This window comes from Flavobacterium aurantiibacter, from assembly GCF_002251775.1.
In the GTDB taxonomy this organism is placed as follows: Bacteria; Bacteroidota; Bacteroidia; order Flavobacteriales; family Flavobacteriaceae; genus Flavobacterium; species Flavobacterium aurantiibacter.
This window is the reverse complement of the sequence record NZ_NOXX01000219.1, coordinates 1-19924: the sequence shown is the minus strand read 5'-3', so window position 1 is coordinate 19924 and position 19924 is coordinate 1. Positions and strand designations below refer to the sequence as shown.

Genomic DNA, 19924 nt, shown 5'->3' with positions numbered 1-19924 from the left:
AATTATTCGGGACAAAAACAAGGATTGTTGCCAAAAGTATAAGTTAGCGACAGCAATGAAAACATAAACCAATCGTTGCTATTTGTATTTCCAAATTTGACCGCATTGGTAATGTCGGGATTTGATGCGTCTAAATTATCGGTATATGTATAGCGAGCGCCAATCTCAGCAGCTAATACCCAACGGGGCGAAATATTGGCTTTTACGCCAACAACCATCGGAATGGCCATTGTCAATTCTTTCTTGTCGTACTCAGTACCTCCGTTTATAAAGTATTGATTGTCGTAACGAACAGCACTCAAGCCGCTGTAAATGTAGGGAGTAAGTTGTGGGCGCAGCGAATGCAAATCGAATGGAAAAAAATTAAACTCCAAACCCAATGAGAGCTCTTGCGTTGTAGTTCGGAAGGAATAGCCACGATCTCTTCGCGAAGGAACCTTCGAGTCGCGGTCGTTTGAAGCAAGCGTTGTTTGTGTGAACGAAGCACGCCAAGCATGACGCGGACTCTTATTCCACTTGTACAAAATACCGCCAGCTAGTTTATTCGGTTTAAAATAATCTGTCGGACCAATATCGCCTACGTAGTTACTGCCGCCTAATGCCAACCCAATCTCATGGATTTGTGCAGTAGCGGAAGTTGAGAAAACAAGACATATAAGCCCAAAAATTATCTTTTTCATCCTTGAAAAAATGCGTGCAAATATAACAATAAAGAAATGTTAAAATGGCCCAATTCGTTTAAATATCAGACGTAATCAAAATGCCTGTCGTTAAACTGCGCCGACATCTAAAACGGCGTACTTCGCGCATTCGTATTTTAGGAGTAATTATTTTCGGAATGAAATTGCTTTATTCTGTTTCGGCGGGCGCATCGAAACTCGGTAGCAATGCACCGTCTTTCCACTGGTACGTGCGCGTAACCACAGTTTTATTCATCCACTCGGTAGCTTCATCAACGAGTTCGTGGGTTTCGGAATAGAACAGTACCGTACCGTCTTTTCCACCTTCGTCTGTTGGGAAAATGAGTTTTTCTTCTTTCGCATAAACATCGGCGTCGAATAAAGCAACTAGATTGGCTATGAGCGCTAATTTCGAAGGCGACCAACTGTAATACGCTATGCCGCCATTCATGCCACAAGCTTCAGCATAAAAGTCAATGATCAATAATTTTTCTACGTCTGTTAATCCCTTGTTATCACTCAAGTATATGCTGAATGACTCAGCGGGTAAAGGCTCTTTTACCTCATTTAAAACGGTTTTGTTCGCGTAAACTTCTTTAATGGTTATTTTATGAATTGTGTCTTTCGGACTATTCAACTGAAATAAAAACGAGGTTTCCTCTTTTTCGTAAACCAATTTTTCAAAAGCCAAGGAAGAAGAACGCACATAACCCGTTTTTCCGCGAAACTGCACTTTAATAAATGGAGGGTTCGTTACTCGTAAACTTTCTTTGATTAAATAATCGGTTTCTAAGGTCAACGCTTCTCCTAAAGGAATTTCCATCAAGGTTTTGGAAGACAAATTTGCCTGCGCTTTCAAAGCACATTTCTCCTCGAAAACATAAACTTTTTCGCCTTTTTTAATGGGTTCGTAAACGCCAAAAACTTTTTCGGATTCTTGAGCAAAGCTAAAGTTGTTCAAGAAAATGAAAACAACAATGAAAATATAGTTTTGCGCACGCATAGATGCTGTTTGTAAAGCTGTTAGTTGCGCTTGTCTTCGCCCCAAAGCAGTTTTTTGCGCAAGGTTTTAAGGAAGGTTTCTTCGGGGAATTCAATCATCTTTAATGTAAAAGCGGCCTTTTCGATGATGAGTTCCGTTTCGTTTTGCACAGAAAAGCTTTGCGCATCTAGCGAAACTAAATGCTGCGATTCTCTTCCGCTAACTCGTAAACGAATTTGTGTCGAGTCGGGAATAACCATCGGACGCGCATTCAAATTGTGTGGTGCAAGGGGTGTAATCACAAATCCAGCAACGGCAGGTGTTAATATGGGTCCGCCGCAACTTAACGAATAGCCCGTAGAGCCCGTTGGCGTTGCAATTATTAAACCGTCTGCCCAATACGAGGTCAGGAATTCACCATTCAAGAACGTATCGACGGTAATCATCGATGCGCTGTCTTTGCGATTTACCGATATTTCATTGACCGCAAAATTCGTTTGTACACCCGAATCTGCTGGCAAACTTCCTTGAAGCTGCAATAAACTGCGTTCGGAAATGCTGTACTTTCTGTCGAGTACTAACTGTAAAAATGCGTCGATATCTTCTTTCGGAACTTTCGCTAGAAATCCCAACCTGCCCGCATTCACACCTAAAATCGGAATGCCTTTGTCCTGTACCAATAACGCCGCACGCAAAATCGTACCATCGCCACCAATACTCAACATCAAATCGGTGTCGGGTTCTAAATCGTCGGATTTTGTAAAAGTGCGGTAACTTTTTTTGAGAATTCCCTTTTCGTACAACAGGGTCAAAAACGTTTCTTCTATAACTAAATCTACGTGATTGGCATTTAGGAAAACAAAGATGTCGCGAATGATGGGTTCGGTGCTATTTTGGTAGTATTGACCGTAGATCGCAATTTTCATAAGCAGATTTTTACAGCTTAAATATTTAAATACCGATCTAAATACTCCGAGCGTTCGCGCAAGTTATTCAAATAATCGTCTTCTTCGTGTTTGCTCACAATTTCGTATTCGTACCGTCGGAAAGTGGCAATCAGTTCGTTTATACTTCCTTGCGAAACTTTTACAGTAATTTCCGCAAACTGATTGTCGAGGTACGAAATAAAAGCACCTAAAAGCTTCACGTTGTTGCTTTCAACGATCTGTACAATTTGACCCATGCTGTAATCGCGCACGTCTTTTTTCACCACCAAAATACCACCCGATTCTTTCAAAAAAGGCGTTTCGTGAAACAAAGAAGTAACTTCGGTAAGTTCGTAATAACCGGCATAGCGATTCTCATCGGTAAGTACCGGAACAACATTGGTGTGATTTTTCGCAAAAACCTCAAGCACATCAAGCCAAAACATGGAATCGCGAACAAAAAAGCCTTCCAAACTGTATTTATAATCCGAAACGATTTTAGACGTATCGAAAGTTTCGGCGTCTTCCGCAGCAATCGAACCGATGTACACATCGTCTTCCAATACCGGAAAGTGCGAAAAAAGTTGCTCAGCAAAAAAGTCTTGAACGCTGTCAATGGACTCATTTGCAGCAAATGGCTTCAAATCTTTCGACAATAAATTTCCTATTTCAGTCATGTGCTGTCTTTACCTCTGCAAAATAATTAAAAATACGCGAATCACAGGACGAAAGGTTTTAATTTTGGCAGACTTTTAATAATGCCGATATGACAAAACTGAGTGTGAACATAAATAAAATTGCCACCTTGCGTAATGCACGCGGCGGAAACGTGCCCGATGTTTTAAAAGCAGCCGCTGATATCGAACGATTTGGAGCGCAAGGCATCACCATTCACCCGCGGCCCGATGAGCGACATATTCGCTACCAAGATGCACGCGACTTAAAGAAAATAGTGACCACCGAACTCAATATCGAAGGAAATCCGGAACAGTCGTTTATCGATTTGGTTTTGGAAGTGAAACCACATCAGGTCACTTTAGTTCCCGACGCGCCCGACGCCATTACTTCAAATGCCGGTTGGGACACAATTACGCACAAAACCTTTCTTTCAGAAATGGTTCAACTTTTTAAATCACACGGTATTCGAACCTCGATTTTCGTTGATCCGGTTTTGGAACTAATCGATGGCGCAGCAGCTACAGGTGTCGATCGAATCGAATTGTATACCGAAGCCTACGCAAAACATTTTCCACAAGATCCCAATCAGGCCATCGCTAGTTATGCCGCCGCAGCCAAACGCGCGAACGAATTACAACTTGGCATCAACGCCGGACACGATTTAAGTTTAGAAAACATACAGTTTTTCAAACAACATATTCCGGGCTTGCTCGAAGTAAGTATCGGACACGCGCTCATCAGCGAAGCCTTATATCTCGGTCTCGATAATGTCGTAAACATGTATTTACACCGACTAAAATGAATCCAATTTTAAATAGTATCATTACCGGAAACGGAACGCCCTTAGTTATTATTCACGGGTTTTTAGGCATGTCCGACAATTGGAAAACCTTCGCCAATCAAATGGCCGAACGCCAATTTCAAGTACATGCCGTGGATTTGCGCAATCACGGAAAAAGCTTTCACAGTGCCGATTGGAATTACGATTTTATGGTAAACGATTTGTACCAATACATGCAAGCCCATAACATCGAGAAGGCGCACATACTTGGGCACTCCATGGGCGGAAAACTTGCCATGATTTTTGCCGCTGCGTATCCGGAATTAGTAAACCGATTGGTAGTTGCCGATATCGCACCACGGTATTACAAACCCCATCACGACGATATCTTAAACGGACTCGCAGCAGTTGATTTTTCCAAAAAACCGAGTAGGCAAGAGGTCGACGAGCTGCTCCAAAGTTATATTCCCGATTTTGGAACACGACAATTTTTACTAAAGAGCTTGTATTGGATTGAACCCGGACAACTTGCTTTCCGATTTAATTTACCCGTTTTTCTTGCCAATAAAGAAGCTGTTGGCACACAAGTGAATCCCGAAGCGCGCTTCCAGATGCCAACGCTGTTTGTGCGCGGCGGCGAATCAAAGTATATTCAAGAACGCGACGAAGCCGACATTCAACGGCAGTTTTCCGACGTGCGTATCGAGACTATTGCAGGTGCCGGACACTGGCTACACGCCGAAAAACCAGCCGAGTTCTTTCAAATCGTTTCCTCTTTTTTACCTTCGTAATGTGAAATTTATCATCAAACTGGTTATCTCGGCCATTTCGGTTTTATTGCTCAGTTATTTGCTGCCCGGTGTGCGCGTAACCGATTTACAAACGGCACTCATCGTTGCACTAGTACTAAGCCTACTCAACATGTTTGTAAAGCCCATTTTACTTCTGGTTACTTTACCAATTACCATTTTTACGCTCGGAATCTTTCTACTGTTCATCAACACGATTATTTTGTTGATTTGCGATGTGCTTGTCGACGGTTTTACTCTAAACAATTTCCTTGCAGCCTTTGTATTTAGTCTGTGCTTGTCGTTTATACAATCGCTAACGTCGAAATTGTTATAAACAGAACGAGTCTGAATTGCGATTTGTAGAAGAAATTCTACTGTTTTATCCGTACCTTTAAGTTTGTTTGGAAGCAGTTTTAGCCGAAACCGCTGTTTCAGTGATAACCAACTTTATGGAAAAAGCAACCACTTCTCAGATAACGATCGACAATTATTTAAAGAAGCATTACATGCACCGCAGCAATTGGTTGCGTGCGGCTGTTTTAGGTGCCAACGATGGTATCATCTCTATTTCGAGTTTGGCAGTAGGTGTTGCAGCTGCGGGTACGAGTCGCGAGGCCATTACCTTAGCCACTTTTGCCGGTTTGGTGGCAGGAGCCTTATCGATGGCTGCAGGCGAGTACGTTTCGGTGAGCTCGCAAACCGATACCGAACGCGCCGATATTGCACGTGAAAAAGACGAACTGCGCGATCAACCCGAAGTAGAACTCGAAATCTTAGCGCAAATTTTTGAAAAACGCGGACTCAAACGCGAAACGGCACTTTTAGTTGCGAACGAATTAACCGAAACCGACGCGCTAGGTGCGCATATTCGTGAAGAATTAGGCATCAACGAAATATCTCAGGCAAATCCCATTCAGGCAGCTTTTGCTTCGGGAGCCGCCTTTACAGCTGGCGGTTTGTTGCCGCTTTTGGTGGTTTTACTTGCACCGCTGTCGGTTATGCAATACAGCTTGTACGGCAGCACGCTGTTGTCGCTTATGATTTTAGGGATCGTCTCGGCGCGTGCCGGAGGCGCCAATGCCAGCAAAGCCGTTTTGCGCATTACCATTTGGGGAGCCATTGCCTTAGGATTGAGTGGTCTGGTGGGCTATTTATTTGGTGTTAGCGTGTAGTAACTATTTAGTCTGACTTAAAAATGCAGCGATTTTGCCTTTTTGTAAAGCAGTACACAACAAATAAATGTACTTTTAAGTCGGAAGTTTTTTGAATGTCATTTTCTGTAACGCGTTGTTTTTATTTGTGTTAGCATTTGTAAGTCAACGATTATTTTTGAATGAGCATCAGATTATTCTTCTTGTTTTTAATTTTTAATATGTAGTTTTATGAATGCAGCTCATTGGCATTTAGCCTTAAATCATTTGCCTTTAATTTTGCCTATCGCCGGACTTTTGGTTTTGGGCGTTGGTTTTTTCACCAAATCCGAAGTGGTAAAACGCACCGCACTGTTTTTATTTGTTGTGTGTGCTTTAAGCACTTTAGCCGCCATGCGAAGTGGAGAAGAAGCCGAAGAATTTGTAGAAGAACTCGCAGGTTTTTCGCACGATTTTATTCACGAACACGAAGAAGCGGCCGAGCGTTTTGCCTTGGTTGCCTATGCGTTGGGCGCGCTATCGCTCGTAGGTTTGTGGGCCAGTTACAAGCGCAAAGGTTTCGCGCGTGCTATTTTTATCGCCGCATTTCCGCTGGCCGTTGTAGCGCTGTGGATGGGTCGCGAAACAGGTACAAGCGGAGGTGAAATTCGCCATACCGAAATTCGAGAAACGGCTAATCAAACGCCAGCAACTCCCGAAACGCAAGAAGCCGAAGCCGAACACGAATAGTTTTTTGGGTGTGCCGCCGCAAACGCAAGTGCTTGAAAGCAAGATAGCAACTGCGGCGTCGCGCCCTTTGTTGCAATTCCGGCACGGGCGCAGCAGCGTTTTTAGGCCGCGCTACGGGCTTCCGCTGGTCGCCGTATCGCTCCCAAAACGCTAAGCTGCGCCCGTTCCTGCATTTTCACGGCGGTCGCTCACACGGCAATCGTTACCGAAAACGAACGTCTTTGGCGAACGTTTCTCTGCGTGAAGGGCAGCAGCGGAAAACAATTGCAGCCGTTTTGCCAAAACCGACGCCGCTGCATTTGCGACCAACGGAAGCACAAGGAAGCGGCAGACGGTTGGCGAAAGGGCAAAATTTTTGTAGCGTATGACCTGACGGCGGTGGTTTTAATTTTTTGGGCGCACAATCGTCCGCCGGCACGCCCAAAAACACGAGAAAACGCAACTGCAATAAAATCGATTTGAATTACTATTTTTGCCGCACATAACACGCAAAATGACTTTAAAAAAGGCCTACATACTTATTTTTAGTATTTTAATCATCGATCAAGTTTCGAAGGTTTACGTAAAAACGCATTTTCTGCTTCAGGAGAAAATTCATGTTACGGGTTGGTTTAAGTTGTGGTTTATCGAAAATAGCGGCATGGCGTGGGGTACCGAAATTCCGGGCGATTACGGGAAGTTGGTGCTTACTTTGTTTCGTATCATTGCGGTTTTCGGTATCGGCTGGTGGCTGTACGATTCTACGCGTAGAAAAGCTAGTAATTACCTCATTGTGGCTATTGCACTTATTTGGGCCGGTGCATTTGGGAACATCATCGACTCGGTCTTTTACGGCGTATTTTTTAGCGAAAGCACCACAACCGAACTGGCAGTTTTTATGCCGGATCAGCCCTACGGGAGCGTGTTTCACGGCAAAGTAGTCGATATGCTGTACTTTCCGTTTATCGAAGATTATGTACTTCCGGAATGGTTACCTATTTGGGGTGGAAAGACATTCACTTTTTTTAATGCTATTTTTAATTTCGCCGATATGGCCATTTCGACTGGTATCGGTATTTTGTTGGTTTTCAACAAGAAGTCGTTTGCAACTCCAGCAGGCGAGGGGAATTAATCGGTTACTTCTAGAAATGTTGGATTCGTAGTAGAAGGGAATGCGCACACGGCGGCTGAGCTTGTCGAAGCCAGAGTGTTTCAAGTTGTATTATGCCCTCGACAGGCTTAGGCAACGAATAAGTAATTTCTAAAATGCGTTGTTATGTTTAATTTGAGGTAACATGACCGCCGACTGAGCTTGTCGAAGCCAGAGTGTTATCTGCTATCTGTTTATAAATCTTTTGAATTAAGTAAATGCGTTAGATTTTTATAACTACTAGCAAGTTCTGGTAAATTATCATGTAAACCAGNACAAAACCTTTGCCACAATAAAAGCACTTTTTTTATTCATAACCTTTGATTGGCGTCAAAGCTAATGATATCAACGCTTCACACGATTATCAGCCTAAAAAATGTCCATTAAGCCAGATTTTGATGAATTCACCACTTCACGTATCGGTGCCTGAGCCTGTCGAAGGCTGGGCGCAAAGACTTTATAGTATTAGGATTTGAGTCCCGATAGCTATCGGGAAAGACTTCGTGTCGTTCACCACTTTACATATCATCTTTGTCCAACCCAACCCACGTCTCGTCGGTGCCTGAGCCTGTCGAAGGTCGGTGCAATTTTTAGGCGGCTTGACACGTTCTGTGCTTTCCTCAGCGGTGAAACATTCCACCAAATTCTGAGAACTTCGGCGTATTCTGCGCGCGTAAATAAAGCTGCTGTCTCAGCTTGTCGAAGGCTAGCGTTGTGCAGACTGTGAAAAGCTTTGTGAAACATGGTGCTCCAAGATTCTTTTCATCTCGAAATTTCGAAATCTCAAAATTTTTCCAAATTACGGTTTTTCCGTAAAATTTATTTCTGGAATTTTCGTACGTGGGAATCGCTCCCCATCCCGCCCGCCCCCATCAAAGCGAAGTTTTGAAAAAAAATCGACATACCATTACGGGTTTTCCTCATATTTTTTAAAAACGTCAATTCGAATTCAAAAACACACTTTTCTTAAAAATAAAATAGGTCGAAAGTGATTGCTTGCCTTATTTTTGAGCGATTAATTGAACTGCGGATTCCGCTTTTTTAGCAACCAAAGCATTATGAAAATTCTGGTTTTATCGGATACTCACGGACATATCGACGAACGTATTTTAGACTACGCGTCAAAAGCCGACGAAGTTTGGCATGCAGGTGATATAGGAAACCTTTCGGTTGTCGATCAACTTGAAAAAGTGGCGAAACTTCGAGCAGTTTTCGGAAACATCGACGGACAGTCGGCCCGACTCCGGTTTCCGGAAAACAATTTTTTTGAAGTCGACGGTTTAAGTGTGTTTATCCGACACATTTGTGGTTATCCCGGAACTTACAATCAAATCACGCGGTCTTTAATTGAGACAAACAAACCAAAAATGGTGATTTGCGGACATTCGCATATATTAAAAGTGATGAGAGATCCGAGATACCAGCACTTGCACATGAATCCAGGTGCCTGCGGAATCAGTGGCTTTCATCAAATTCGTACCATGCTCCGTTTTGAGATTGAAGCTGCTAAACCAACGAATCTAGAAGTAATCGAACTGGGCGCGCGACACATAAAAAAAAGTCCAGTGTAACACCGGACTTTTCTTCGCACTAATAAACTAAGTTTACAGGTTTACCTAATTCGATCAACAGATTTTACAAGATCTTCATCCCTTTTGATGGCCTTGTTGGCTAACGCCAAACAAACGATAGAAACAATAGGAAGGAAGCTCCCAATACCTTTCACAGAACCTAAAGGTCCTCCAGATAAATTTAGCAATCGATATACAAGTACTCCTAATAAAATTACATGGATTAGAATGTTCAGACGACCAAGGACAAATTGCTGCTTACGATTCTTATAACTCAGCAAACTCACCACACTCAGCATGGCCGAAAGTCCAAACAGCATACTAAATTCAATTTTGCTAAATGCAAAAATATCGCTTCCATTATCAACGTACATTGGAGATAAAAACGATACAACCGCCGACAATAAGAAGGCAATTATTAAATAAACAGTTTGTATGCGCTGTAACATATTTACTACTCTGAACACTGCAAATGTATAAGCTCTTTTTTAAAAAAACCTTGTATTTACTAGAAATTAATTTGTAATATTGCAGCACAAAGACATAAGTACTTCATTTTATGTCTTTTGTTTCTAAAAATTCTAAGTAACATTTTTTTACTCACAATTCCCTATCTAAACTTATCCGGAAATCTATGTTCGATAGTTCCAAACTAAAGGCAATGAAGCTGCCTGAGTTGCAAGAAATTGCAAAAGCTTCACAACAAATTAAATATCACGGTGTTAAAAAAGAAGCTCTAATTGAAAGTATTCTTGCTTTACAAAATCAGGATTCTAAAACCGCAGATGTAAACGTTGAACCTAAAATCGAAAAAAGAGGTCGCAAGCGTAAGGATACTAATGCTGCGGGTTCGCAAGTTCCGCTTTTCGACGAAGTTCCAGCTGAACAGCCTATTGCTGAATCCGCTAAACCAGTTTCAGAAGCCAACGACAGTCAGGTAAACGAACCAGCAGTCTCGTACCAAAACAATAACGATCGCCAGAAGAATTTCAATAAAAAGAAATTTGAACCAAGAGCGCCAAAACCTTTTGGTAAACGTGCGGAACAGTTTTCGGAAAATACAGCTCCAAAAGCTGAAAACACTGATGCTGCTGAAGAAGCTACACCAGCCCCCGTTCAAGCTAAGTCTGCACCCTTTCAAAAAAGTCAGAACGAGCAACGAAATAACTTCCAAAACCAAAATTCGCCCGCGAATAACGGTAACAATCCTAACGGAAACTTTAAAAAGAAACCTGCATACAAAGACGCCGATTACGAATTTGATGGCATCATCGAATCTGAAGGCGTTCTCGAAATGATGCCTGATGGATATGGTTTTCTTCGTTCTTCAGATTACAACTATTTGGCGTCACCAGACGATATATACCTTTCAACTTCACAAATACGGTTATTTGGTCTGAAAACAGGCGATACGGTTAAAGGTGTGGTACGTCCGCCGAAAGAAGGAGAGAAGTTCTTTCCTTTAGTTAAAGTCCTTAAAATCAACGGACACGATCCGCAAATTGTTCGCGACCGAATTGCTTTCGAGCATTTAACACCCGTTTTTCCTCAAGAGAAATTTCGTTTAGCCGAAAAACAAAGTTCTATTTCTACACGAATCATCGATTTATTTGCACCGATAGGTAAAGGGCAGCGTGGTATGATTGTCGCCCAACCGAAAACCGGTAAAACGATGCTTTTGAAAGACATTGCAAATGCCATCGCAGCCAATCACCCCGAAGTTTATCTATTAGTATTGCTAATCGACGAGCGTCCGGAAGAGGTAACCGATATGCAGCGCTCTGTTCGCGGAGAAGTTATTGCATCGACCTTTGATCGCGAGCCGCAAGAACACGTGAAAATTGCAAATATCGTTCTTGAAAAAGCCAAAAGATTGGTAGAGTGCGGACACGACGTGGTTATCTTACTCGATTCAATTACTCGTCTAGCACGCGCATACAACACGGTACAACCTGCTTCGGGTAAAGTACTTAGCGGTGGTGTCGACGCAAATGCGCTTCAAAAACCAAAACGATTTTTCGGTGCTGCTCGTAACGTTGAAAACGGCGGATCACTGTCGATTATCGCTACAGCACTCACCGAGACCGGATCTAAAATGGACGAAGTGATTTTTGAAGAGTTCAAAGGAACCGGTAATATGGAATTGCAATTAGATCGTAAAATTGCAAACAAACGTATTTTCCCTGCGATTGACCTAATGTCGTCATCGACACGTCGCGATGACATGCTACTCGACGAAAAAACGCTTCAACGTATGTGGATCATGCGTAAATATTTGTCGGATATGAACCCAGTGGAGGCCATGGATTTTGTAAACGACAGATTCAAGAAAACCCGTAATAATGAAGAGTTTTTGATTTCGATGAACGATTAAAAACTAAACTTCACGAGATAAAATCGGCAACAAGATTTTAGCAAAAAAGGTACTTTAAGTCAAATTCGCATTTGTTTAAAGTTCGTGTTATAGAAGTTAGTTTGCGGACTAATTTCCACTACCTTTGGAAAGCTACATCCTTGTTGCCGATTTTTTTATGAAAAACTTTAGTCGTTTTAAATCACTATTAGCCATATTTCCAGCTGTTTATTTCGCTTTTTTCGCTTACGCAGAAAAGGAAAAAACCTTTCAAAAAAGAGCTACTCGTATCATAGGCAGCAGTTATAGTCAAAGTTCTCAATCTTTTAGTAGTGAGTACCTTTTAGGGAAGTTTATTCCGGCTTCACATCCCGACTTTTCGATTATTCCCGAAAAGTATTCCACAAAAAAAGACTTGTATTTACGAAAAGAAGTGCTAGCAGCTTTCCAACAAATGCATGCAAAAGCAGCGAAAGAGGGAATCTTATTAAAAGTAGTTTCCGCCACAAGAAATTTTTCAGATCAAAGGAAAATTTGGGAGAAAAAATGGAACGGACAAACGCTTGTATCGGGTAAAAATTTGGCATTAACAGTTAGAAATCCGGTAGATCGCGCAAAAATCATCATGAAATACAGCGCTATGCCTGGGACTTCCCGTCATCACTGGGGAACGGATATTGATATTAATAGCGTTTCACCTTCCTACTTCGAAACCCAAAAAGGAAAAAAGGAATATCAATGGTTAGTCGAGCATGCAGCAACTTACGGATTTTGTCAGGTTTACAGTGAAAAAGGCGCAAGTCGTTCTAGCGGTTATGAGGTTGAAAAATGGCATTGGAGTTATATGCCTACTGCAAAGAAGCTCCTGCAAGAGTATCAAACACAAATTAGTGAAACCGACATCTCTGGGTTTTTAGGTGCAGAAACAGCCAAAAAAATGAAAGTGGTTGAAACCTACGTATTGGCAATAAACTCGAATTGTAATTAAACTTTTTTAAAAACGGCTTCCGAAGAACGCTAGCTACACAAAAGAACTGTTTTACCTTTGTAATTCAGTTTTTATAAAACATTTTGAGAAAAATCTTAATCATAGACGACGAGGAGAAGCTACGTGGGTTGCTAGCTAGAATCATTAGCTTGGAAGGTTTCGAAGTACATCAAGCTAGTGATAAAAAATCAGGACTTCGCAAATTAACACAAACCGACGTGGACGTGGTTTTATGCGACGTCAAGCTTCCCGATGCATTTGGAATTGATTTGGCGAAGGAAATTAAAGCGATTTCTCCAACTACCGAAGTTATATTGCTTACCGCTTACGGAAACATTCCCGATGGCGTTCAAGCGATAAAAAATGGCGCGTTCGATTATCTAACCAAAGGAGACGATAACAACAAGATAATTCCGTTATTGTATCGTGCGTTAGAGAAAGTTGATTTATCGAAACGTGTTGCAAATCTGGAGCAACAACTCGGAAATAAACATTCGTTTGATAAAGTTATTGGTACATCAAAAGCAATAAAAGATGCTGTAGCCTTGGCGCAGCGAGTAGCAACGACAGATACCACTGTTTTACTCACTGGAGAAACGGGTACTGGAAAAGAGGTTTTCGCACAAGCAATTCATCACGCCAGTAACCGATCCAAACATAATTTCGTGGCTTTAAATTGCTCTGCTTTTAGCAAAGAATTGTTAGAAAGCGAAATGTTTGGTCATCGCGCTGGAGCATTTACCGGTGCGATGAAAGATCAAAAAGGTCTTTTTGAAGCAGCCAATAACGGCACAATTTTCTTGGATGAAATCGGTGAAATGGCAATCGATTTACAAGCGAAATTGCTTCGAGTTTTGGAAACAGGAAGTTTTATTCGCGTAGGCGATTCGACACCCACTAAAGTAAATGTACGCATTATTGCTGCCACCAATCGCGATCTTAATGATGAAATTCAAAGGGGTAATTTTCGTTCCGATTTGTTTTATCGTATTTCGGTTTTTCAAATTCATTTACCACCCTTACGCGAACGAAATTCCGATATTGAAGCACTTGCCAAACTGTTTTTAGAGCAAGCCTCAGCAAAAACAAATAAACGAATTACAACGGTCGATCCAAACTATTTTCAAGCCCTTCAAGCGCATGAGTGGAAAGGGAATATCCGTGAATTGAAGAATGTTGTTGAAAGAAGCGTTATTTTAGCAGATTCGCAAATTACGATCGAGCATCTTCCAGCCGACTTTCAATTGGCAACAACTGCAGTTGCAAAGAGTAAAATACTCTCGGCTTTTGAACTTGCAAGCGCGGAGAAAATTCACATTCAGAAAGTTCTTAATTACACAAACGGCAACAAAACAAAAACTGCTGAATTACTCGGGGTTGCACTAACAACGCTGTATCGCAAAATCCAAGAATACGACCTTAAATAGTCTTGAAATTAAAGAGATAAAGTATGGTGTACAGAAAGTTCAAGCATTGATAACGGTATCCTGATACCCACTGATTGATTTTATTTGACGTAACGGTCTGAGATTTTTAAATATAAACAAGTCTTAACAATTTTCTTAAGGATATTTCCGTTTTACTAACTGAGTGCACTTATGTCCGGGTGAGCGATAGCAGTGTTATCCTTTTTGGCATTTCGGTTTTTCCATCGAACTTCTTGCCAAAAAGATAAAGCGGATAGCGCGACGGCGGTATAAAAAATTATTGGCGAAGCGCTACGGAACAACCGCCGGCACCCCCAAAAAAGTAAAGGCGCTAAAAATTGAACTATTTTAAACTCGGAACCGTCAGGAAAGATCTTTTAAACAGTTTTTACGAAAATCGCTTATTCTCAAAATCTTGAAAATTTTCAAAAAAAAACCGAGAACAGCTGCCTCGGTTTACATTTTTTGATTTCTACAGGTTTAGTTCACAACTAACTTTTTGGTAGTTGTTTCGCCATTGGCGGTTAGTTTTACCAAGTAAAATCCTTTATTCAAGTTCTGAATTTGGTACGTATCGTTAACTTCGGTTGGTTTGTTAATGCGTTGCACGAGTTGCCCGTTGAGGTTGATTACCTCAATAGTTTCCAAATCTACGGATGCATTAACATAAACGTAATCTGCTTTGGCAGGGTTTGGATATATCGAGGTAGCTGCATCGAGGGTGCGCGTTTCGGTGTTCAAGAATAAATTTGGCCAGCGGTTTTCGGCTACAGGTCCGCCCCAAATTAGGGTCGCTAAAACCGGATTATCAATAAACGGATTGCGGTTTCCTTGGCCGTATGTATTGTTTCCGTTTCCGAGATATGTATTTCTATTATCTTCGAAAGGAGATACAGGATCTTCAGCATTCCATTGCAAAAACACAATCGGAACGTTCGGATCTGAGGTTATCGTTGGTCCGCTTCCAACAAAAGTTGGTGTACATTGCTCGCCATATCGCAAGTACATATAGAGAATAATCCGGGCGACATCGCCTTTCCATTCATCGCCAGGATACCAATTAACACCAGCGGTACCAGCGTTTCCTGAGCCGCTGCTATACTTTCTATTTCCTCGGGCGTTATTTTGACTGACATCGCAGGCACGGAGCATGTGAGCGTCGGCGCCGGGACCGGATGATCCCAAATCTGGGTTTCCTAATGCTTGCGCGAAAACATGTTCGCGGTTCCATTCACCGGTATTTCCGCCGTTACTATTCTTATTGCGTGCTCGATCGTTAAATTCAAAATTATCTGTTCCATTTTCATATCCGTACATTAGCAATACTTGCTGTGAGTTTTCGGGATTTTGATCAATTATTTTCAAAGCGTTCCAAACCCCTGGGGTGTAAGTAAGGAAATTAGTGTGTGTTGTACTGATTTTGGTTGCTAGTGCGGTTTTTAATGCATCGCCTGTCAAATTCCAATTAAATCCGTTGTAATAGGGCGCTGCTGGTGCGCCTGCTTGCGCGACCATTAAGACAGAGTAAAGGCTTACCGTCGCTAAAAGTAGTATCTTTTTCATATTTTTTTACGTTCCAACAATGCCATATAGAAACCGTCGAAACCAGTTTCGTGGGCAAAGATGTTTTTATCGGTTACAAAATTAAAGTTTTTTCCGTGGTCGGTTTCCAAAAATGCAGCCACTTGCTGCTGATTTTCAGAGGGTAATATTGAACAAGTAGCGTAAACCAACTTTCCGCCTGGTTTTACCATTTCCGAGTAGCGATACAAGACATCGCGCTGTACTTCCCGAATGTTATCGATAAATTCGGGCTGTAGTTTCCATTTCGAATCCGGATTGCGTTTCAATACACCTAAACCGCTGCACGGCGCATCAATCAACACGCGATCGGCTTTTTGGTGTAGTTTTTTAATCACTTTCGTGGAATCGATAATGCGGTATTCAATATTAAAAGCACCGTTTCGTTTGGCGCGAAGTTTCAGTTGCTTGAGTTTGCTTTCGTATAAATCCATCGCGATAAGCTGACCCTTGTTTTCCATCAACGAAGCCAAGTGTAAAGTTTTGCCACCAGCTCCTGCACAAGCATCGATCACGCGCATACCGGGTTTAACGTCGAGTAGGGGAGCTACTAATTGCGAACTGGCATCTTGAACTTCGAAAAGTCCTTCTTTAAAGGCATCGGTTAAAAATACGTTGGCGCGTTCGCGAAGTACGAGACCGTGCGGTTGTTCTTCGAGGTAATCGGTAGCTATATCCAGATCCATTAAAATGGCACGCAATTTTTGAGGTGTCGTTTTAAGCGTATTTACACGTAAAATAACTTTTGCTTGCTGATTTTGTGCATGAAGTTCTTTGGTCCACAATTCTTCTCCGAGTTCGGCAACGGCCATTTCATCCATCCAATCGGGAATGGCTTCACGGAACACGCGTTGTTTAGAAAGTTCGTCGAAACGGCCTTTGATTTTTCGTTCAGGAACGCCTTGTAACTGCGTCCAGTCTGGAATTGGATAACCTCGCAATACTGCCCATACGGCAAAAATTCGCCACAGGTCTGGTCGGTCAAAGGGCGCTTTTACGTCGGCAATTTCCGCGTATAGTCGCTTCCAACGTACAATTTCGTAAATGGTTTCGGCAACAAATTTTCGATCGTGGCTTCCCCAACGCTTATCTTTTTTCAAAGCCAATGCAACGACTTTATCGGCGTAGGCATCTTCGTTGAAAATCATGTTCAAGGAATCAATCGTGGTGTAAACCAGATTTCGGTGTAATCTCATGCTATAAAAAAATCAGCCCGCAAAGGTAGCTCATTCTTTTGGAACATCAGTCGTGTTTGCCGTCAAAATACGTGGTCCATTTACCTTGAACGCGCATCGTCTGTTCAATAACATCGCGCACAGCTCCTACACCTCCATTTTTATGCGAAATGTACTTGGAAATGGCTTTGATTTCAGGCGCTGCATCCTGCGGACAAGTAGGTAAGCCAACTAGTTTCATGACATGATAATCCGGAATATCATCGCCCATATACAAAACGTGTTGCGGATCGATTTGATAACCGTCGATAATCTCGTGAAAGGCTTCGACTTTATCGGCCGAACCCAAAACAATATCGGTAATACCCAAATTTTGTAATCGAATGCGCACGCCATCGTTTTTACCACCAGAAATAATAATGACACGATAGCCAGATTCTACTGCTGCTTTCATGGCAAAACCATCGCGGATATACATCGTACGCAACATTTCTCCGTCGCTGGTGATGTGAACCTCGCCGTTGGTTAACACGCCGTCGACATCAAAAATGAATGTAGTAATATGATTGAGTAGGTGCTTATAAGATTCCATGTTGATTTTGGATTAGTTCGGAAAGTTTTTGATATAAATTGCGCAATTCCGCATCAGTTAGAGCTTGTACATGATTTTGCATCGTTGTCTGGTCGTTTCGTAATGCCGGACCAGTTTGTGCTTTTTTCGGCGTTAATGAAAACGCTTTGTCGACTGTTTCGTAAATCAAGGGTTTTAGAACGTCAAACGGCACATTTTCGGTGTTGAGAATTTCTTCTGCGGACGCGAATAAAGCGTTTACGAAATTGCAGCTAAAAACCGCAGCTAAATGCAGTTTTAACCGTTGTTCTGAGCTTGCAGAGTACAGTTGTGCTTGCAAATTCTGCGCTAAACTTTCCAAGTGTTTTTGCGCTTGATTGGTATTCGATTCGAGGAAAACAGGAAGTTTGTTCCACGAAAGTGCTTTAGTTTTCGAAAAGGTTTGCAGCGGATAAAAAACACCGCGATTTTCGAATCGCCCGAGTGTGCTCATTGCTACCGAAGCTGCTGTGTGTGCAACAGTTCCTTGAAATGAAATTGGAATTTGCTCAACTACGTTAGCAATTGCTTTATCGGCAACGGCAATTAGTATTAAATCGGTTTCAGAAATATGGTTAAAAGATGTTGAGCAACTAACGGGAAAGCCTTGCACATCCGGATTTCTTCCAACAACTTCGACGAGTTTAAGCGTTTTACAATCGGCAATAGCCTGAGCCAAATGAAAGGCGACGTTTCCGGTACCGACTATTGAAATGTGCAACATGGAGGTAAAGGTACAAATTTGATTGTTTTTCTCGGATGATAAATAAGTTGCCTGAGCCTGTCGAAGGCAACCGCAAAGTTCGCAAAGAGGTTTATTGTTAGTATTAAGATGGAAGTATTAAGTACTAAGACTTCGAGACGTTCACCATTTAACCTATCGTTTTCCCCTCCCGAACCCACGAATCCTCGGAGTCTGAGCCTGTCGTATGCGGCATTGTGAACACGNTTATAAATCAGCAAAAACTACAATAAAAATTATTGTTTAACTTTTATTAGGTTTACTATAACTTTTGTTAAAGTTCCTTTTTAATTTGCACCGCTTGTTTTTTTTTTTTTGCTTTGGTATCGGTTAACCAACTTATTATTTTATTAATTTTAAAAATTTACAAATGAAGAATTTTTTCTACAGTGGTATTGCACTACTCTGCTTTAATGCCTTTGCCTCTGCCAGCACAGAAGCAACCAAGGTAGACTACAATTCAGAAGGCTTGCCTTTGCAAACTGAAAATGTTAAATTATCAGACACACCATGCGCTGACCAGTGGAGTGCTGATGTTGCTTTTTTTCAGGAATATCTAGGTGTTAGTCACAGAAAAGCGATGCGTTTAGCTGATTTAGCTTTCGAAAAATGCCTAGATGATTTATACGGCAATTAATTAGTAACAATCCTCAAAGCGTAAAATCATCAACGCTTTGAGGATTTAAAAATTGAAATTATGAATTACAATTGGCATATAATTGCCCTTTTCTGTTTCTGCATAAGTTTCGGACAGAATAAAAAGACAGTTCAAGTAGAATACGGTTTGGAATTTCTTTCGGATGAAAAAATCGAAAAAAACTCGCGACTTAAACTGCTTTTCGACGACAGTAATTTAGGCGCAAAGAATGCGTCATTTATACTAACTATTAAAGGAAATGAAGCCAATTTTTATGCACGCCCCTATCGCGGCCTCGATACTGACAAATGGGAAACCGCATTAATATTAGCCGATTATGAGTCAGAATTATATATCGATAACGCAAAGGCTACTGTGACTTATAACAACGAACGAGCTACTTTTGAAAAAGCTAAATATCTAATTTCTAGAAGTATAATTGGAAAATGGAAAATCAACTACCAAGATACTACAACAATTCAAGGATTTAAATGTTATAAAGCAACAGCAACTGAAGAAAATATTGGGATCAACAATAAAATAACCACTAATGAAATAATGGTTTGGTTTTGTCCTGAATTAGCGTTCCCATTTGGACCTAGTGGCTATGGAAAACTTCCGGGTTTGATTTTACAACTCACTGTTAATCGAGTTAGCTTTTACGCTAAAAAGATTAATTTAGACAGTAAAGAAGAGATCGAAGTACTCACGAAGGGAATTCCAATTTCGGAAATTGATTACGTAAACTTACTTGCGAAGGAATCAAAAAGAAGTAAAGGAATCAACGACTAAATATGCAGTGATTTTTCTCCTCTACCACTTGATAATCTTGTTTTAATGTCAAAAGTACTTTTCTGCCTTTTTCTTTTTTCAATCCAACTATCCTTCTCCCAAACCAAGACTATATCTGGCATCGTCTCCGATTCGCTCAACACACCCCTCGAAAATGCAAACGTACTCGCCAAATCGCGTGCCGAAAAACCCGAAATTAAG

Annotated in this window: 21 protein-coding genes; 12 read left to right on the top strand and 9 right to left on the bottom strand. The window is 41.5% G+C overall.

What is annotated here, in order from left to right:
• Positions 1–2 precede the first annotated feature (2 nt).
• From porG to CHX27_RS13055, 4 genes are all read right to left on the bottom strand, one after another.
• The gene (porG, locus tag CHX27_RS13070) at positions 3–680 is read right to left on the bottom strand and encodes a type IX secretion system protein PorG (protein ID WP_094487206.1); all 678 of its coding nucleotides are present in this window, start codon (positions 678–680) and stop codon (positions 3–5) included.
• 169 nt (positions 681–849) lie between these two features.
• The gene (locus CHX27_RS13065; RefSeq protein WP_094487205.1) at positions 850–1683 is read right to left on the bottom strand and encodes a hypothetical protein; all 834 of its coding nucleotides are present in this window, start codon (positions 1681–1683) and stop codon (positions 850–852) included.
• A gap of 20 nt (positions 1684–1703) precedes the next feature.
• Positions 1704–2588: an NAD kinase gene (locus CHX27_RS13060; RefSeq protein ID WP_094487204.1), complete on the bottom strand. Its 885-nt coding sequence runs from the start codon at positions 2586–2588 to the stop codon at positions 1704–1706.
• Positions 2589–2605: 17 nt separating this feature from the next.
• Positions 2606–3265, bottom strand: coding sequence for a CBS domain-containing protein (locus CHX27_RS13055; RefSeq protein ID WP_094487203.1), 660 nt, complete (start codon positions 3263–3265; stop codon positions 2606–2608).
• Positions 3266–3354: 89 nt separating this feature from the next.
• Here CHX27_RS13055 and CHX27_RS13050 point away from each other — a divergent pair, with 89 nt between their 5' ends.
• The 7 genes from CHX27_RS13050 to CHX27_RS13010 all read left to right on the top strand — a co-directional run bounded on the left by CHX27_RS13050 (position 3355) and on the right by CHX27_RS13010 (position 9418).
• The gene (locus CHX27_RS13050) at positions 3355–4068 is read left to right on the top strand and encodes a pyridoxine 5'-phosphate synthase (RefSeq protein ID WP_094487202.1); all 714 of its coding nucleotides are present in this window, start codon (positions 3355–3357) and stop codon (positions 4066–4068) included.
• A complete protein-coding gene (locus tag CHX27_RS13045) occupies positions 4065–4838 on the top strand; it encodes an alpha/beta fold hydrolase (RefSeq protein ID WP_094487201.1) in 774 nt (257 codons plus the stop codon). The genes CHX27_RS13050 and CHX27_RS13045 overlap by 4 nt, the downstream gene beginning before the upstream one ends.
• A 1-nt stretch (position 4839) precedes the next feature.
• Positions 4840–5172: a phage holin family protein gene (locus CHX27_RS13040; protein WP_094487200.1), complete on the top strand. Its 333-nt coding sequence runs from the start codon at positions 4840–4842 to the stop codon at positions 5170–5172.
• A 115-nt stretch (positions 5173–5287) separates the two neighbouring features.
• On the top strand, positions 5288–6010 hold the full coding sequence (locus CHX27_RS13035; RefSeq protein ID WP_094487214.1) for a VIT1/CCC1 transporter family protein: 723 nt from the start codon (positions 5288–5290) through the stop codon (positions 6008–6010).
• A 210-nt stretch (positions 6011–6220) separates the two neighbouring features.
• Positions 6221–6718, top strand: a complete 498-nt coding sequence (locus CHX27_RS13030) for a hypothetical protein (RefSeq protein ID WP_094487199.1) — start codon at positions 6221–6223, stop codon at positions 6716–6718.
• A 493-nt stretch (positions 6719–7211) separates the two neighbouring features.
• Positions 7212–7829, top strand: a complete 618-nt coding sequence (locus CHX27_RS13020) for a lipoprotein signal peptidase (RefSeq protein WP_094487197.1) — start codon at positions 7212–7214, stop codon at positions 7827–7829.
• Between the two features lie 1073 nt (positions 7830–8902).
• Complete coding sequence (locus CHX27_RS13010; protein ID WP_165764517.1) at positions 8903–9418, top strand: metallophosphoesterase family protein; 516 nt, start codon at positions 8903–8905, stop codon at positions 9416–9418.
• Positions 9419–9459: 41 nt separating this feature from the next.
• Here the strand turns inward: CHX27_RS13010 and CHX27_RS13005 are convergent, their stop codons facing one another.
• On the bottom strand, positions 9460–9867 hold the full coding sequence (locus tag CHX27_RS13005) for a DUF4293 domain-containing protein (protein ID WP_094487194.1): 408 nt from the start codon (positions 9865–9867) through the stop codon (positions 9460–9462).
• Between the two features lie 212 nt (positions 9868–10079).
• Between CHX27_RS13005 and rho the strand changes: the two genes are divergently transcribed.
• From rho to CHX27_RS12990, 3 genes are all read left to right on the top strand, one after another.
• The gene (gene rho / locus CHX27_RS13000; RefSeq protein ID WP_394335704.1) at positions 10080–11792 is read left to right on the top strand and encodes a transcription termination factor Rho; all 1713 of its coding nucleotides are present in this window, start codon (positions 10080–10082) and stop codon (positions 11790–11792) included.
• A 124-nt stretch (positions 11793–11916) separates the two neighbouring features.
• Positions 11917–12759 carry a M15 family metallopeptidase gene (locus CHX27_RS12995; RefSeq protein WP_094487192.1) on the top strand — a complete coding sequence of 281 codons (843 nt, stop codon included), beginning with the start codon at positions 11917–11919 and terminating at the stop codon, positions 12757–12759.
• A gap of 80 nt (positions 12760–12839) precedes the next feature.
• Positions 12840–14186 carry a sigma-54-dependent transcriptional regulator gene (locus CHX27_RS12990; RefSeq protein WP_207758964.1) on the top strand — a complete coding sequence of 449 codons (1347 nt, stop codon included), beginning with the start codon at positions 12840–12842 and terminating at the stop codon, positions 14184–14186.
• A gap of 480 nt (positions 14187–14666) precedes the next feature.
• Here CHX27_RS12990 and CHX27_RS12985 read toward each other — a convergent pair whose 3' ends face one another.
• The 4 genes from CHX27_RS12985 to CHX27_RS12970 are packed head-to-tail and all read right to left on the bottom strand — an operon-like array spanning position 14667 to position 18276.
• Positions 14667–15749, bottom strand: a complete 1083-nt coding sequence (locus tag CHX27_RS12985; RefSeq protein WP_165764516.1) for an endonuclease — start codon at positions 15747–15749, stop codon at positions 14667–14669.
• On the bottom strand, positions 15746–16963 hold the full coding sequence (locus CHX27_RS12980; RefSeq protein ID WP_094487190.1) for an RsmB/NOP family class I SAM-dependent RNA methyltransferase: 1218 nt from the start codon (positions 16961–16963) through the stop codon (positions 15746–15748). The genes CHX27_RS12985 and CHX27_RS12980 overlap by 4 nt, the downstream gene beginning before the upstream one ends.
• A gap of 46 nt (positions 16964–17009) precedes the next feature.
• Positions 17010–17534 (bottom strand): KdsC family phosphatase, encoded by a 525-nt coding sequence (locus CHX27_RS12975; protein WP_094487189.1) that lies wholly within the window; start codon positions 17532–17534, stop codon positions 17010–17012.
• The gene (locus CHX27_RS12970) at positions 17521–18276 is read right to left on the bottom strand and encodes a Rossmann-like and DUF2520 domain-containing protein (RefSeq protein ID WP_094487188.1); all 756 of its coding nucleotides are present in this window, start codon (positions 18274–18276) and stop codon (positions 17521–17523) included. Before CHX27_RS12970 ends, CHX27_RS12975 begins: the two co-directional genes overlap by 14 nt.
• Positions 18277–18664: 388 nt before the next feature.
• Here CHX27_RS12970 and CHX27_RS12965 point away from each other — a divergent pair, with 388 nt between their 5' ends.
• Positions 18665–18931: a hypothetical protein gene (locus tag CHX27_RS12965; protein WP_094487187.1), complete on the top strand. Its 267-nt coding sequence runs from the start codon at positions 18665–18667 to the stop codon at positions 18929–18931.
• 60 nt (positions 18932–18991) lie between these two features.
• The gene (locus CHX27_RS12960; protein ID WP_094487186.1) at positions 18992–19723 is read left to right on the top strand and encodes a GLPGLI family protein; all 732 of its coding nucleotides are present in this window, start codon (positions 18992–18994) and stop codon (positions 19721–19723) included.
• Positions 19724–19924: the final 201 nt, after the last annotated feature.